The following is a 12,666-nucleotide window of genomic DNA, read 5'->3' as shown; positions in this document are numbered from 1 at the left end:
CCGGTACCGGTAAAATCGGTTTTTTTGCCCGGGCTCAGCCCGCATTTTTACATGGAAATCCTGAACAGTTACCTTTATCAGCAGAAAAGTATCAGTATACCCGGCCTGGGTACCCTGCATATGGAACGCATGCCTGCCCGGACCGATTTTGTGAACAGGAGATTATTGCCACCGGGTTTTAACTTCCGGTTTGATAAATATTTTGACGCCCCCGGAAAGGATTTTTTCGGTTACATCGCGGCCAAAAAGCAAATACCGGATTTTGAAGCCATTAAATGGTATAATGAATTTGCTTTTGACCTGAGGACCAAAATCAGGAACAAGGAAAAAGCCGAATGGCCTGAACTGGGATACTTCCAGGCCGATGAAAATGGAGAAATATTCTTTGAGGCGAAGTATGAAAACTTCCCCGTATTACCTGCAGTTGATGCCGTTCGAATCCTTAGGGAGAATGCGGAACATCATCTCCTGGTGGGTGATGTGGAGAGGACCAATACAGAGATGCCGGAGATCCTGACCGGGGTTTTTGTTGAGAAAGCATCATGGTGGATATATGTCATCATAATTGCCGCCCTGGCGCTGAGCATTTGCTTCTACCATTTTTACCGTAATGGCACATCCTTTGGCTCAACCGGTAACCATCAATCCATTCCGGCCAGGACCATGCCTGCGACCAGCCGTTAATTTTACAACTGACCATGCCCGTTATACATTACCAGCATTGCCCCGTTTGCGGCGGGGCCAATATAAAGCCCGTACTCAGTGCCAGGGATTTTACTGTTTCCCAACAGGTTTTCAGTATCTGGGAATGCGCTGATTGCACTTTGCGTTTTACACAGGATGTGCCGGATCAGGATTCTATTGGACCGTTTTACCAATCCGAGACCTATATTTCACATTCGGATACCAAAAAAGGAATGGTCAATACTGCCTATCATTTGGTACGCAGTTATACGCTTAAAGAAAAAGTGAAACTGATCAGGCGGGTCACCGGTAAAAGAAGCGGCCGGATACTTGATATCGGTGCCGGCACCGGGGCTTTTTTGGACCAGCTGAACAAGGCAGGCTGGAAGGTAACTGGTCTGGAGCCGGATGCTGGTGCGCGGTCTGTTGCCACTGAAAAATACGGGCTGCAACTGAAGGAGCCAGCTGCACTTTCCAGCCTGGAAGCAGGGGCCTATGACGCTATTACATTGTGGCATGTGCTGGAACATGTACATGACCTGCATCAATACATGGAAAGAATCAGGGAATTGCTGGCGCCTGGTGGCGCACTGATATTGGGTCTGCCCAACTACCAATCGGCGGATGCGTACATATATGCTGAAAACTGGGCTGCCTACGATGTGCCGAGGCACTTGTATCATTTTTCACCTGCTTCGGTTAAAAAACTGCTGTCTCTTCATGGAATGTCTGTGAAGTCACTGCTGCCCATGTGGTTCGACAGCTTCTATATCAGCTTACTGAGCGAGCAATACAAAAACGGTAAACCAGGTTATATTGCAGCGGTTCTCAACGGTCTTCGCTCCAATAAAAAAGCGTTCTCCGCACCAGAGAACGCGAGTTCTGTTATTTATATTGCCGGTAAGTAGCGCAGCCTACTCAATGGTTGTTTCAAACATTACCGGCCAGAGTTTGCCGGTGATGTAAACCTTTTTTGTATCAGGGTCATATGCAATGCCATTTAACACAGCATCACCATTGTTATAGATGTTCTCGTTGAAATCAGGACGGTTGTACTGTTTCAATAAATTGCTGAGATCAGCCATTCCTACCACCTGGCCGTTAGACGGGTCTATTTTAAGGATATAATTTGTCTGCCACCTGTTCGCATATATGTAGCCGTTAATGAATTCGAGCTCATTCAGGTTATTGACCGGACCATTATTATCCGAAACCCCAAGAATTTTCCGGGTTGAAAAATCAGCCGGGTTCAGGTAATACAGGTTGCTGGTGCCATCCGATACAATCAGGCTGGTACTGTCATTGGTGATACCCCAGCCTTCTGTTTTAAGTGGAAATTCTCCAGTTCTCCTAAGGGTAACCGGATCGTAAATGAAACCAATATTGCTGGTCCAGGTTAACTGGTACAATTTATCGCCCAGGATCGTAACGCCCTCGCCGAAATATGCTTTATCCAGCATGGCCCTGGATAGATGCTTACCTGTTTTCAGGTCTGTTTTACCCACCCAGGATTTCCATTTGTTGGATTCTGCCTGGCCGCCTGTGCTTTCATACAGTTGCCCTTTGTACACCAGTAATCCCTGGGTATAGGACTCATTATCATGCGGGTATACATTCAGTATATTGATCCGCAGGGGAGCGGGTGCGGGAATGGTTCCTGCTGTAGTTACAGGCGTTTGCGTGGCAGATTGTTCCATATTGTTACAACCGGCAATGGTCGTGGCTGCCAGCAGTAAGATTCCAGGTATCAGATATTTCATATTCATCAGTTGTAGCAAATGTACAATGAGACTACGGGGAGTTTTACGATGGAGGTTAAAAAAAATGTTAGAACGCTTTGAAATACTGGAAAAAATGTGTTGTTTTACCTCATCTATCGCAATATCCTTTGCAAAGCGGGAAAATCAATCCCATGAATTTCTATTGATCCACGCTATGAATGGCCGTCCACAAAAATTAAATTTTAATGAGACGGATCATTTCAGTACTCTTTATGTTGACTGTACCTGTATTGCTGTATTCCCAGAAGGAATGTAGTCAATCCTTATACACACAAGAGTCCTCCACAAACAATTTTAATATCCCTTACATCAATGCTGTAAGGCCGGTAGCTTCTGTTGTTTCTGCCACAATGATTAAAGTGCCGGACGTGATTGTTATCCCTGTAGTTGTACATCTTATCAATGGCGAAAAACTGGGAATTACAAACGACCAGGTCTTTTCCCAGATTGATGCGCTTAATCGCGATTTTAACGGAAAGAATGCCGACCTGGCCAATGTGCCTGAAAGATTCCTTCAACTGGTGGCTAAAACTTCCATCCGCTTTGAACTGGCCAGGGTTGACCCCTCGGGAAAAGCAAGTAACGGTATCGTGCGGAAGGAAAGCAGCCTGGAGAGTTTCCGCATGGACGACCGTATCAAATTCAGTTCAAAAGGCGGTGATGATGCCTGGCCAAGGGATCATTACCTTAATATATGGGTGGGTTCCCTGGTTAATGGGATACAGGGCTATTCCAGCCTGCCCGGAGCACCGGCGGAATTGGATGGCATTGTGTTGAGCCATACCGTTTTCGGAACCATTAATAAAGGGCTCCGTTTTAATATGGGAAGGATTGCTGTTCACGAAGTCGGACACTGGCTCGGATTGAAACATATCTGGGGGGATGATTATTGTGGCGACGATGGAATTGATGATACTCCGAAACAAAAAAGTTATAACCGGGGTTGCCCCTCCGGTATCATTACGAGCTGCGGAACTGATACTAACGGTGATATGTATATGAATTTTATGGATCTCACCGATGATGCCTGTATGTTTATGTTCACGCGCGGACAAATGAAGAAAATGAGGGCAGCATTTGAACAGGGGGGTGCCAGGAACGCATTGCTGGTATCCGGCGGCTTGAATAATCCCGGTGCTGCTATTGATCCTGACTGGAATAAGCCGGTGGGTACCACTGTTGGTGTCGATATTGCCAGGGTCTATCCCATTCCTTCAACTACAGAGGTAAGGGTAGAACTGGAAGCAGCAGCGGCAGGAATGGTAAAAAGCCTGAAGGTTTATAATATGATGGGACAGCTGGTTATGACCGTTCCGGTTAATGGCAGGCTGGTAGTAATGAATATCTCAACATTCCAAACCGGTCAATTCCTCATTAAAACTGATCAGCCGGCTTCCAAAGCGGTTAAGTTTGTGAAGTTATAAGCGGATACCCAATGAAATTCCTGTACGGATACCAGGTATAAAGCCTTTGTATTTGCCGATTACGGTTTTTTGGGCTGCATTTACTTCCAGGTCAATTTTCTTGCCGACCAATGGAATATCATCCAGTATATCCCTGATGTCGGTTTCAATTTCCACTGCATCCTGCTGTGACCAGTCGGACGAGGTGATGTCCTGAAACCGGCTGTCAAAACTGGCCAGGCTGATCTCAGGGCCCAGGAGGAACCAGTCGATCGCAATCCGGTTGCCGATCATGAACTGTACCCCGAATTGTGCGCCCAGGCCGAAACCACTGTAGGATTCCCTGGAATCAAGCCGGGTGGTCTTGGTTCCCAGGCTTCCATTGAGTATCCCTTCACCCTGGTGGTCCGTATACTTCAGGAAAGGCTCCAGGTAGAGTCCTGATGAGTTCCTTCCTGACAGGTAATACCTGTACCCGGCCATAACGGATAAGCTTTTAACCTGAACATCGCTTTTATCGCCATCATAGCTGAGGGTATGTGATTTGCTGACCGGAATACCGGCATAAAATGTGAAGGATTTGCGCTGGTCGAAATAGTACTCTCCGCCCAAACTGATTTTGCCGGTGGCGATGGCTGCCGGGGCAAATTTTACCAGGATGTTTTTTTGCAGGATATCGCCTCTTTGCTGGGCCAGGGAAGGGATGGCTGCCATCAGGGACAGCAGAAAAACCAGTGGTTTTTGCATATAGATGATTTTAAAAAAAAGGGTCCCATGTAAAAATAGGACCCTTTATTATAAAATTGCAGGTATCGCTTAGAGGTGGATGGCTTCACCATAGGCCACTTCAATAGCATCCTTGATGCTTTCACTGACAGTGGGGTGTGGGTGGATGCTGTTCAGCACTTCATGGTAAGTAGTTTCCAGTTTGCGGGCCACAACGGTTTCTGCAATCATTTCGGTAACGTTGTAACCGATCATGTGGGTTCCCAGCCATTCGCCGTACTTGGCGTCAAAGATCACTTTTACGAAACCTTCTGTAGCTCCGGCGGCGCTGGCCTTTCCGGATGCGCTCAGCGGGAACTTGCCCACCTTGATTTCATATCCTGCTTCTTTGGCTGCTTTTTCTGTGAAGCCAACGGATGCGATCTCCGGAGTGCAATAGGTACATCCCGGAACATTTCCATAATCCAGGGCTTCAGGCTGGTGATGATATTTCTTTTCAGTATAACCGATGTGCTCCACACAGATAATACCTTCTTTGGAAGCAACGTGCGCCAGTGCCTGGCCGGGAACACAGTCGCCGATGGCAAAAATGCCCGGAACACTGGTCTGGTAGAATTTATCCACTACAATACGGCCCTTATCGGTTTTGATGCCGTTCTCTTCCAGTCCGATTCCTTCGATATTAGCAGCAACACCCACAGCGCTTAGTACGATGTCAGCTTCCAGCGTAATTTCACCGGTTGCGGTTTTAACTTTTGCTTTTACTCCATTACCGCTTGTATCGAGGCTCTCAACATTTGCATTGGTCATGATATCGATGCCCTGCTTCTTGTATGATTTTTCCAGTTCTTTGGAAACATCTTCGTCTTCTACCGGAACAATACGGGGCATGAATTCAACGATGGTAACTTTTGTTCCCATGCTGTTATAGAAATAAGCGAACTCAACGCCGATGGCTCCGCTTCCCACAATGATCATGCTTTTCGGTTGTTGCGGAAGCACCATGGCTTCACGGTATCCGATTACTTTTTTTCCATCCTGCTTCAGGTTGGGTAACTCACGGCTGCGGCCACCGGTAGCAATAATGATATTCCTGGCTTCCACCACTTCTTTCGTTCCGTCTGCCTTGCTCACTTCCACCTGACCTTTTGCCTTAACCTTTCCGAAGCCCATGATCACATCGATCTTGTTCTTCTTCATCAGGAACTGGACGCCCTTGCTCATCTTGTCGGCAACACCACGGCTGCGTTTCACCACAGCCTCGAAATTATGTGTGCCGGTTGCTTCAATACCATAGTTACTTGCATGCTTGATGTATTCCATCACCTGTGCGCTTTTCAGCAACGCCTTGGTAGGAATACAACCCCAGTTCAGACAAACTCCACCCAGTGATTCCTTTTCCACAATGGCTGTTTTAAATCCAAGCTGGGATGCACGGATAGCAGCCACATATCCACCGGGTCCACTACCAATGACAAGAACATCGTATGCCATAAATTGTATTTTTAAAGAGGTTGATTGATTGATTACAAGTTGCGAAACTAATTTACCCTGTTCAAACGGCCAAACCACTTAGCGGTTGGCATCGTTCATACGGATCTTGCGGCCTTTGTATGTTTTCCCGTCAATGGCTTTAATCATTTTCTGGGCCGAGGTCTTGTCTATTTCGATCCAGCTGTTCATTTCCTTCATGTCCACACGACCCAGCACTTCTTTACGCAGGTCACTCAGGTCGAGAATGTACTGCAGGAAACTTGCCTTATAGAAACCATCTTTCGTGCCAAGATTGACGAACAGTTTGGTGAAATTTCCACTACCCGCATATTCCCTGCTGCGGGGTTCGCGGCCCCTTGCCTGGTCACGTGCGCCGAATTCGCGCGGCCCGGCCTGTCTTGCCCTTTTCTCATCACGTATATTCAGGTCTTCCGCATTTTCATAATATTTCAGGAAGCGGTCAAATTCCATGGCCGCCACGCGTTTCAGGATATCTTCCTTGCTCATGTCCGCGAACTTTTCTTCCAGCATCGGAACATAGGATTCATAATTGCCATGGCTGATATCTGTTTGCAGGAGCTTGTCCATGAAATAGAAGAACTGCTTCCGGCACACATCTTTCCCGGTCGGGATCTCCAGTTTATGGAACGGGGCCTGAACGATCTTTTCGATCTGGCGCAGGCGGAAAGTCTCACGGCTATGGATGATCGACATACAAACACCTGTTTTTCCTGCCCGTCCGGTACGGCCGCTTCGGTGCGTGTATACTTCGATGTCATCCGGCAGTTCAAAATTGATCACGTGTGTGATCTCCTTCACGTCGATACCCCTTGCCGCCACGTCGGTGGCGATCAGCAATTGCAGGCTCTTGTCGCGGAATTGCCCCATAACTTTATCGCGTTGTGCCTGGGTAAGGTCGCCATGCAGGGCATCAATATCATAACCTTCGCGGGTAAGTTTCTCAGCGATTTCCTGTGCGTCCATTTTTGTACGGGTGAAGATGATGCCATACATACCCGGGTTAAAGTCGATCAGTCTTTTCAGTGCTTCATAACGGTGTTGGGCAGACGTAACAAAGTACTGATGGTCGATGTTTTTGTTGCCGGTGTTTACCTTTCCAACCTGAACTTCCTTGGGATCTTTCATGTAGCGCTTGCTCACTTTCTTGATCTCGGGCGGCATGGTGGCACTGAAAAGCCAGGTGCTTTCCCTCTGCGGGGTGTTTTTCAGGATAAACTCAATATCATCCTGGAAGCCCATATTCAGCATCTCATCAGCTTCATCCAGAACCACGTACTTAATCTGTTCCAGGTTGATGGCCTTTCTTTCAATGAGGTCGATCAGGCGCCCGGGGGTGGCCACAACAATCTGAACACCTCTCTTGATTTCACGGATCTGCCCACCGATGGGCGTACCTCCGTAAACGGCTACCAGGTTGATTCCGGTCATGAACTTCTTGAAAACTTCCATCTCGTGAACGATCTGCATGCAGAGTTCACGGGTTGGACAAACGATCAGTGCCTGCGGAAACTTATCTGTTGATTGAATCAGTTGTAAAAGGGGGAGTCCGAATGCTGCCGTCTTTCCTGTTCCGGTCTGGGCAAGGCCAACCATATCGGTGGTGCCGCTGAGCAAAATAGGAATGGCTTTTTCCTGAATGGGAGTTGGGTTCACAAAACCAAGTGCTGTCGTCGCCTTTACCAGTCTCTCATCAAGTCCAAGCTCTTCAAATGTAATCATATATCAAAATTTGCGCAAAGGTAGGATAATAAACGCAGTACATTTGCAACTTATGAAACTCGACATTTTAGCTATTGGGGTGCATCCCGATGACGTAGAACTGGGATGTTCCGGAACCATTATCAATGAGGTAAAAAAAGGCAAAAAAGTAGGCATCATAGACCTTACACAGGGAGAACTGGGTACCCGGGGGACCATCGAAACGAGGTACGCGGAGGCGGCGGAAGCCGGCCGTATTATGGGAATCCATGTTCGCGGGAACCTGAAAATGCGGGATGGCTTTTTTGTTAATGACGAAGCACACCGGTTGCAATTGATCCGCGCCATCCGTGAGTACCAGCCCGAAATCGTGTTGGCAAACGCCCTTGATGACAGGCACCCCGACCATGGCAGGGCTGGCAAGCTGATTGCAGATGCCTGTTTCCTTGCCGGTCTCATAAAGATTGAAACTTACAATGATGCCGGTCAGATCCAGGACCGCTGGAGGCCGAAAAATGTATTCCATTATATCCAGGACCGCCTGCAGGAACCAGATTTCCTGGTAGATATCTCAGACGTCTTTGAACAGCGCATGCAGTCCATCGAAGCCTATACCACGCAGTTCTACAACCCCGATATGGAGAATGAAGGCCCCCAGACCTATATTTCCACACCCGATTTCAGGGACAGTGTGGTGGCCCGGGCCAGGATGCTGGGTAAGAGGATCGGAGTGCGGTATGCAGAAGGGTTCACTACCCAGAAAGCATTGGGTATCAGGGATTTGGATGCCCTGATACAAAACGAAACCTGATAATCGGTTGTCTTCACCCGTCGGGTGCCACCCGACGGGTGAAGACAAGGCAGCGGGAAAGATCGCCGGATTGCCCCGAATTGGCATAATTCTGTCATAATTTTTGGAAAATGGCGTTTTTACCCGGGAATGCGTATATTTTTGCATCAGTATTTCAAAAAAGACATTTTCGAACACATGGTTACACCAAAGTTTACTCCAGCTACTCCAAGTTTTCACGCAGAACTCAAAAGGCGCATCAACAATTATTTTGAGGAAAAAGGAAAATCCACCACCGGAAACATGACACTTTATACCAAGGCCATCATTTTATTGGTCGCCTTTGTGTTGGTATATGTTCACCTGGTATTCTTTACACCGCCAACCTGGGTCGCTATCCTGGAATGTTTGGTTATGGGCGGTATTGTTGCAGGCATTGGCTTCAATGTCATGCACGATGGTGCACATGGAAGTTTCAGCAAGTACAAATGGGTGAACCAGCTGGCGGCTTTTTCCCTGAACATCCTGGGTGGCAGCAGCTTTATGTGGAATGTTAAACACAACGTCATACATCATGCCTATACCAATGTTGACGGTATGGATGACGATATTGACATCCAGCCCTGGATGCGGATGAGCTCTACACAACCCAAATATAAAATGCATAAGTACCAGCATCTTTATTTCTGGCTACTGTATTCACTGCTCTATATTCTCTGGATCTTTATCCTGGATTACAATAAATATTTCCGGAGTAAGATCGGAACTGTTCCGTTGAAAAAAATGAGTTTTGCGGATCATGTGACCTTCTGGGCATTCAAAGTATTCAACCTTGCCCTTTATGTGGCATTGCCCGTTTATGTGCTGGGTTTCATACCCTGGCTGGTAGGCTTCCTCGTATTTGCCACTTTTGCCGGACTTTTGATCAGCATTGTTTTCCAACTGGCCCATACAGTTGAGCATACTGCTTTCCCCGTACCCGATGTGAACACCGGTCGCCTGGAAGATGAGTGGGCTGTTCACCAGCTTAAGACTACAGCCAATTTCGCTACAGATAACAAACTTGTTAGCTGGCTGGTGGGCGGATTGAATTTCCAGATTGAACACCACCTGTTCCCGAAAATTTCGCATGTGCATTACCCCGAGATCAGCAAGATCATCCGGAAGGCCTGCGAAGAATATAATATTCCCTACATAGTATACCCGAAAACAAGGTATGCCATTGTCTCCCACGTTACTTTCCTGAAACAGATGGGACGCGCATGATACTGCTGGACATGTCTTACATTTGACCCTCAAATCAAGTGTAAGACATGTCGACAGTTAAAGTAGGACTGGTGCAGATGAGTTGCACCGCCGGCAAAGAAGAAAACCTCCGTAAAGCCATCTCCGGCGTGCGTGATGCTGCATCCAAAGGCGCGCAGATCGTATGTTTACAGGAACTATTCACTTCGCTTTATTTTTGCGATGTGGAAGATTATGAAAACTTCAAACTGGCTGAACCGATTCCCGGTCCTTCCACCGAAACTTTAAGTGGCGTGGCTAAAGAACTGGGTGTGGTGATCATCGCCTCCCTGTTTGAAAAACGGGCCCAGGGACTCTATCACAATACCACCGCAGTGCTGGATGCAGACGGAACCTACCTGGGCAAATACCGTAAGATGCATATCCCCGATGACCCGGCCTATTACGAGAAATTTTACTTCACCCCCGGGGACCTCGGCTATAAGGTATTCAAAACCCGGTTCGCAACATTTGGAGTTCTCATTTGCTGGGACCAGTGGTATCCTGAAGCGGCACGTATTACAGCCCTGATGGGCGCGGAAATACTGTTTTACCCTACCGCAATAGGCTGGGCCACTTCGCAGGATGAGGCCACTAATGAAGAACAGTACAACGCCTGGCAGACCATCCAGCGCAGCCATGCCGTAGCCAATGGTGTACATGTGGTAAGTGTGAACCGCGTTGGATTTGAACAGGATGGAGCTATGAAATTCTGGGGCGGATCTTTTGTCTCCAATCCATTCGGCAGCATATTGTACAGGGCTTCCCATGACGCAGAGGAAGTGCATGTAATGGAACTGGACCTTTCAAAATCCGACCGTTACCGCACGCACTGGCCATTCATGCGCGACAGAAGAATTGATTCCTACCAGCCTATTACCAAAAGATATATTGATGAAGACTGAGACTCCTGCTTCCAAAGGATATTATTTTCCTGCTGAATTTGCCCCCCATGATGCTACCTGGCTAAGCTGGCCGCACAAGGAAGCTTCATGGCCGGGAAAGATCCATGCCATATTTCCTTATTATGCGAAGTTCATAAAAGCACTGGCTGAAAGTGAGCGCGTATGCATCAACGTTGGTGATGCTAAGATGAAGGCCTTTGCAGAAGGGCACCTGTTAAAGGAAGGTGTAAACATTGACCGGGTTGAGTTTTATTTCCATCCTACCAATGATGCATGGTGCCGTGATCATGGCCCCGCATTCCTGGTCAATCCGGCCGCTGAACAGAAAAAGGTAATTGTTGACTGGAACTACAATGCATGGGGTGGGAAGTACCCGCCTTATGACCTGGATGATGTTATACCCACACTCATTGGAAAGCATTTCAATATACCTGTCTATTATCCCGGTATAATCATGGAAGGCGGATCCGTTGAATTCAACGGTACCGGTACACTGCTGACTTCCACTGCCTGTCTGCTGAACCCTAACAGGAATCCGCACCTGAACCAGGGGCAGATTGAGGAATACCTGCGGGATTATTATGGTGTTCAGCAGATACTCTGGGTGGATGAGGGTATCATAGGTGATGATACCGATGGGCACATAGACGATACCGTTAGATTCGTTAATGAGGATACCGTACTCACTGTAATAGAAGAGGACAGGTCAGATGAAAACTATGAACTCCTGCAGGACAACCTCGGGCAACTGAAGAAGATGCGCCTGCTCAATGGGAAACAACTGAACATAGTTGAACTGCCTATGCCGGAAACTGTTATTTATGATGAACAGAGGCTTCCTGCTTCCTATGCCAATTTCTATATCGCCAATAGATCGGTGATCGTTCCTACCTTCCGTTCATCGCGTGATGAAAAGGCACTTGCTATTATCCAGTCCTGCTTTCCAGGCAGGGAGGTGATCGGCATAGATTCAACCGAGATCATCTGGGGGCTGGGAAGTTTTCATTGTTTAAGCCAGCAGGAACCTTCTGTTTAATGCTTTTGCATAGCCGCTTTTTTACAGCGGCTTTGTAATTATCCGGCAATACAATACTATCCGGCCTGCTTCTCCAGCCTGATAAAAAGTTCTGTTCCCATTCTTGAAGGGATGGAGTTATTACAGGGCTCTATTGATTTTTTGGCAAAAGGGGAGAATAGAGTCTCATATTCCTGCAGGGAGCCACCGAACGGTGGACCTCCGGGAAATTCGCGGTTGAATAGTACACCTGCCAGCCTGCCTCCTGGTTTCAGTAACCGGAACATTGTTTCCACATAATCTATACGCAGGGAGGGATCAAGTGCGCAGAAAAAAGTCTGTTCCAGTATGAGGTCATAACTGCCGGAATGGTCAAAGAAATTTCCGGTAAGGATGGTCAGTTCCTTGCCATTCCACCGCGCCAGTTTTTCCGTCAGTTTGCAGGTCAGCGTTGGTGCCAGGTCGATTACGGTGACATTGGTGAAACCTTTCTGCAGCAGGTATTCCACTTCGTATCCATTACCGCATCCCGGTACCAGAATGGCCTGGTTTACATCAGTCAAATGGTCAATATATTCCTTCAGCGGGGTGGAGGGGCTGCCAATATCCCAGCCTGTTTGCTGCTCACGGTACCGGTCATCCCAGTATTTTGCGTCAAGCCTGTTTTCCATAATGCGAAGTTAGGATGATCATATATAACCTATTGTCCGCAACCCGGGAAACAAGCGGTCCCATTGTTCGGATCATTTCCGCCTGTCCGATTGGCTCAATGCTCTGTGATGTTACCGTATGACCCCCATCAGGAATAGTTGGCGGTGATATGGTTGCGATCCGAACTAAAAACAAAAAAAAATCTGCTAACAAA

The 12,666-nt window shown here is 47.6% G+C and carries 12 protein-coding genes; 7 read left to right on the top strand and 5 right to left on the bottom strand.

Translation table 11 applies throughout. From position 1 onward, the window contains the following. The first annotated feature begins 24 nt into the window (after positions 1–24). Together BC349_RS03340 and BC349_RS03335 are read left to right on the top strand one after the other, a co-directional pair. A complete protein-coding gene (locus BC349_RS03340) occupies positions 25–684 on the top strand; it encodes a hypothetical protein (RefSeq protein WP_187255318.1) in 660 nt (219 codons plus the stop codon). A gap of 14 nt (positions 685–698) precedes the next feature. After that, on the top strand, positions 699–1,592 hold the full coding sequence (locus BC349_RS03335; protein ID WP_187255317.1) for a class I SAM-dependent methyltransferase: 894 nt from the start codon (positions 699–701) through the stop codon (positions 1,590–1,592). A 6-nt stretch (positions 1,593–1,598) separates the two neighbouring features. Here the strand turns inward: BC349_RS03335 and BC349_RS03330 are convergent, their stop codons facing one another. Further along, positions 1,599–2,444, bottom strand: a complete 846-nt coding sequence (locus BC349_RS03330; RefSeq protein ID WP_187255316.1) for a glutaminyl-peptide cyclotransferase — start codon at positions 2,442–2,444, stop codon at positions 1,599–1,601. 206 nt (positions 2,445–2,650) lie between these two features. Here BC349_RS03330 and BC349_RS03325 point away from each other — a divergent pair, with 206 nt between their 5' ends. After that, positions 2,651–3,889: a M43 family zinc metalloprotease gene (locus BC349_RS03325; RefSeq protein WP_187255315.1), complete on the top strand. Its 1,239-nt coding sequence runs from the start codon at positions 2,651–2,653 to the stop codon at positions 3,887–3,889. On the opposite strand, the gene BC349_RS03320 is transcribed toward BC349_RS03325, so the two are convergent. From BC349_RS03320 to BC349_RS03310, 3 genes are all read right to left on the bottom strand, one after another. Continuing rightward, complete coding sequence (locus BC349_RS03320) at positions 3,884–4,615, bottom strand: outer membrane beta-barrel protein (protein WP_187255314.1); 732 nt, start codon at positions 4,613–4,615, stop codon at positions 3,884–3,886. The two genes, BC349_RS03325 and BC349_RS03320, sit on opposite strands and share 6 nt — an antisense overlap. Positions 4,616–4,684: 69 nt before the next feature. Continuing rightward, positions 4,685–6,088 carry a dihydrolipoyl dehydrogenase gene (gene lpdA / locus BC349_RS03315; protein ID WP_187255313.1) on the bottom strand — a complete coding sequence of 468 codons (1,404 nt, stop codon included), beginning with the start codon at positions 6,086–6,088 and terminating at the stop codon, positions 4,685–4,687. Positions 6,089–6,166: 78 nt separating this feature from the next. Beyond that, on the bottom strand, positions 6,167–7,828 hold the full coding sequence (locus BC349_RS03310) for a DEAD/DEAH box helicase (RefSeq protein ID WP_187255312.1): 1,662 nt from the start codon (positions 7,826–7,828) through the stop codon (positions 6,167–6,169). A 52-nt stretch (positions 7,829–7,880) separates the two neighbouring features. On the opposite strand from BC349_RS03310, the gene bshB1 reads away from it, so the two are divergent. The 4 genes from bshB1 to BC349_RS03290 all read left to right on the top strand — a co-directional run bounded on the left by bshB1 (position 7,881) and on the right by BC349_RS03290 (position 11,822). After that, positions 7,881–8,618 carry a bacillithiol biosynthesis deacetylase BshB1 gene (bshB1, locus tag BC349_RS03305; RefSeq protein ID WP_187255311.1) on the top strand — a complete coding sequence of 246 codons (738 nt, stop codon included), beginning with the start codon at positions 7,881–7,883 and terminating at the stop codon, positions 8,616–8,618. 177 nt (positions 8,619–8,795) lie between these two features. Beyond that, on the top strand, positions 8,796–9,863 hold the full coding sequence (locus BC349_RS03300; protein WP_187255310.1) for a fatty acid desaturase family protein: 1,068 nt from the start codon (positions 8,796–8,798) through the stop codon (positions 9,861–9,863). Positions 9,864–9,910: 47 nt separating this feature from the next. Further along, positions 9,911–10,786, top strand: coding sequence for a carbon-nitrogen hydrolase (locus BC349_RS03295; protein WP_187255309.1), 876 nt, complete (start codon positions 9,911–9,913; stop codon positions 10,784–10,786). Beyond that, positions 10,776–11,822 carry an agmatine deiminase family protein gene (locus tag BC349_RS03290; protein ID WP_187255308.1) on the top strand — a complete coding sequence of 349 codons (1,047 nt, stop codon included), beginning with the start codon at positions 10,776–10,778 and terminating at the stop codon, positions 11,820–11,822. The genes BC349_RS03295 and BC349_RS03290 overlap by 11 nt, the downstream gene beginning before the upstream one ends. A 56-nt stretch (positions 11,823–11,878) precedes the next feature. On the opposite strand, the gene BC349_RS03285 is transcribed toward BC349_RS03290, so the two are convergent. Further along, positions 11,879–12,472 (bottom strand): methyltransferase, encoded by a 594-nt coding sequence (locus BC349_RS03285; RefSeq protein WP_187255307.1) that lies wholly within the window; start codon positions 12,470–12,472, stop codon positions 11,879–11,881. Positions 12,473–12,666 lie beyond the last annotated feature (194 nt).

Origin of the sequence: Flavihumibacter stibioxidans, assembly GCF_014332695.1 — a bacterium.
In the GTDB taxonomy this organism is placed as follows: domain Bacteria; phylum Bacteroidota; class Bacteroidia; order Chitinophagales; family Chitinophagaceae; genus Flavihumibacter; species Flavihumibacter stibioxidans.
Note: the sequence above shows the minus strand (reverse complement) of the source record. Positions and strands in the feature narration are given on the sequence as shown.

Bases quoted from the DNA above. Each gene is read 5' to 3' on its own strand.
- bshB1 (WP_187255311.1), top strand. From the start codon at position 7,881: ATGAAACTCGACATTTTAGCTATTGGGGTGCATCCCGATGACGTAGAA.
- BC349_RS03335 (WP_187255317.1), top strand. From the start codon at position 699: ATGCCCGTTATACATTACCAGCATTGCCCCGTTTGCGGCGGGGCCAAT.
- BC349_RS03310 (WP_187255312.1), bottom strand. From the start codon at position 7,828: ATGATTACATTTGAAGAGCTTGGACTTGATGAGAGACTGGTAAAGGCG.
- BC349_RS03320 (WP_187255314.1), bottom strand. From the start codon at position 4,615: ATGCAAAAACCACTGGTTTTTCTGCTGTCCCTGATGGCAGCCATCCCT.
- lpdA (WP_187255313.1), bottom strand. From the start codon at position 6,088: ATGGCATACGATGTTCTTGTCATTGGTAGTGGACCCGGTGGATATGTG.
- BC349_RS03295 (WP_187255309.1), top strand. From the start codon at position 9,911: ATGTCGACAGTTAAAGTAGGACTGGTGCAGATGAGTTGCACCGCCGGC.
- BC349_RS03300 (WP_187255310.1), top strand. From the start codon at position 8,796: ATGGTTACACCAAAGTTTACTCCAGCTACTCCAAGTTTTCACGCAGAA.
- BC349_RS03285 (WP_187255307.1), bottom strand. From the start codon at position 12,472: ATGGAAAACAGGCTTGACGCAAAATACTGGGATGACCGGTACCGTGAG.
- BC349_RS03325 (WP_187255315.1), top strand. From the start codon at position 2,651: ATGAGACGGATCATTTCAGTACTCTTTATGTTGACTGTACCTGTATTG.
- BC349_RS03290 (WP_187255308.1), top strand. From the start codon at position 10,776: ATGAAGACTGAGACTCCTGCTTCCAAAGGATATTATTTTCCTGCTGAA.
- BC349_RS03330 (WP_187255316.1), bottom strand. From the start codon at position 2,444: ATGAAATATCTGATACCTGGAATCTTACTGCTGGCAGCCACGACCATT.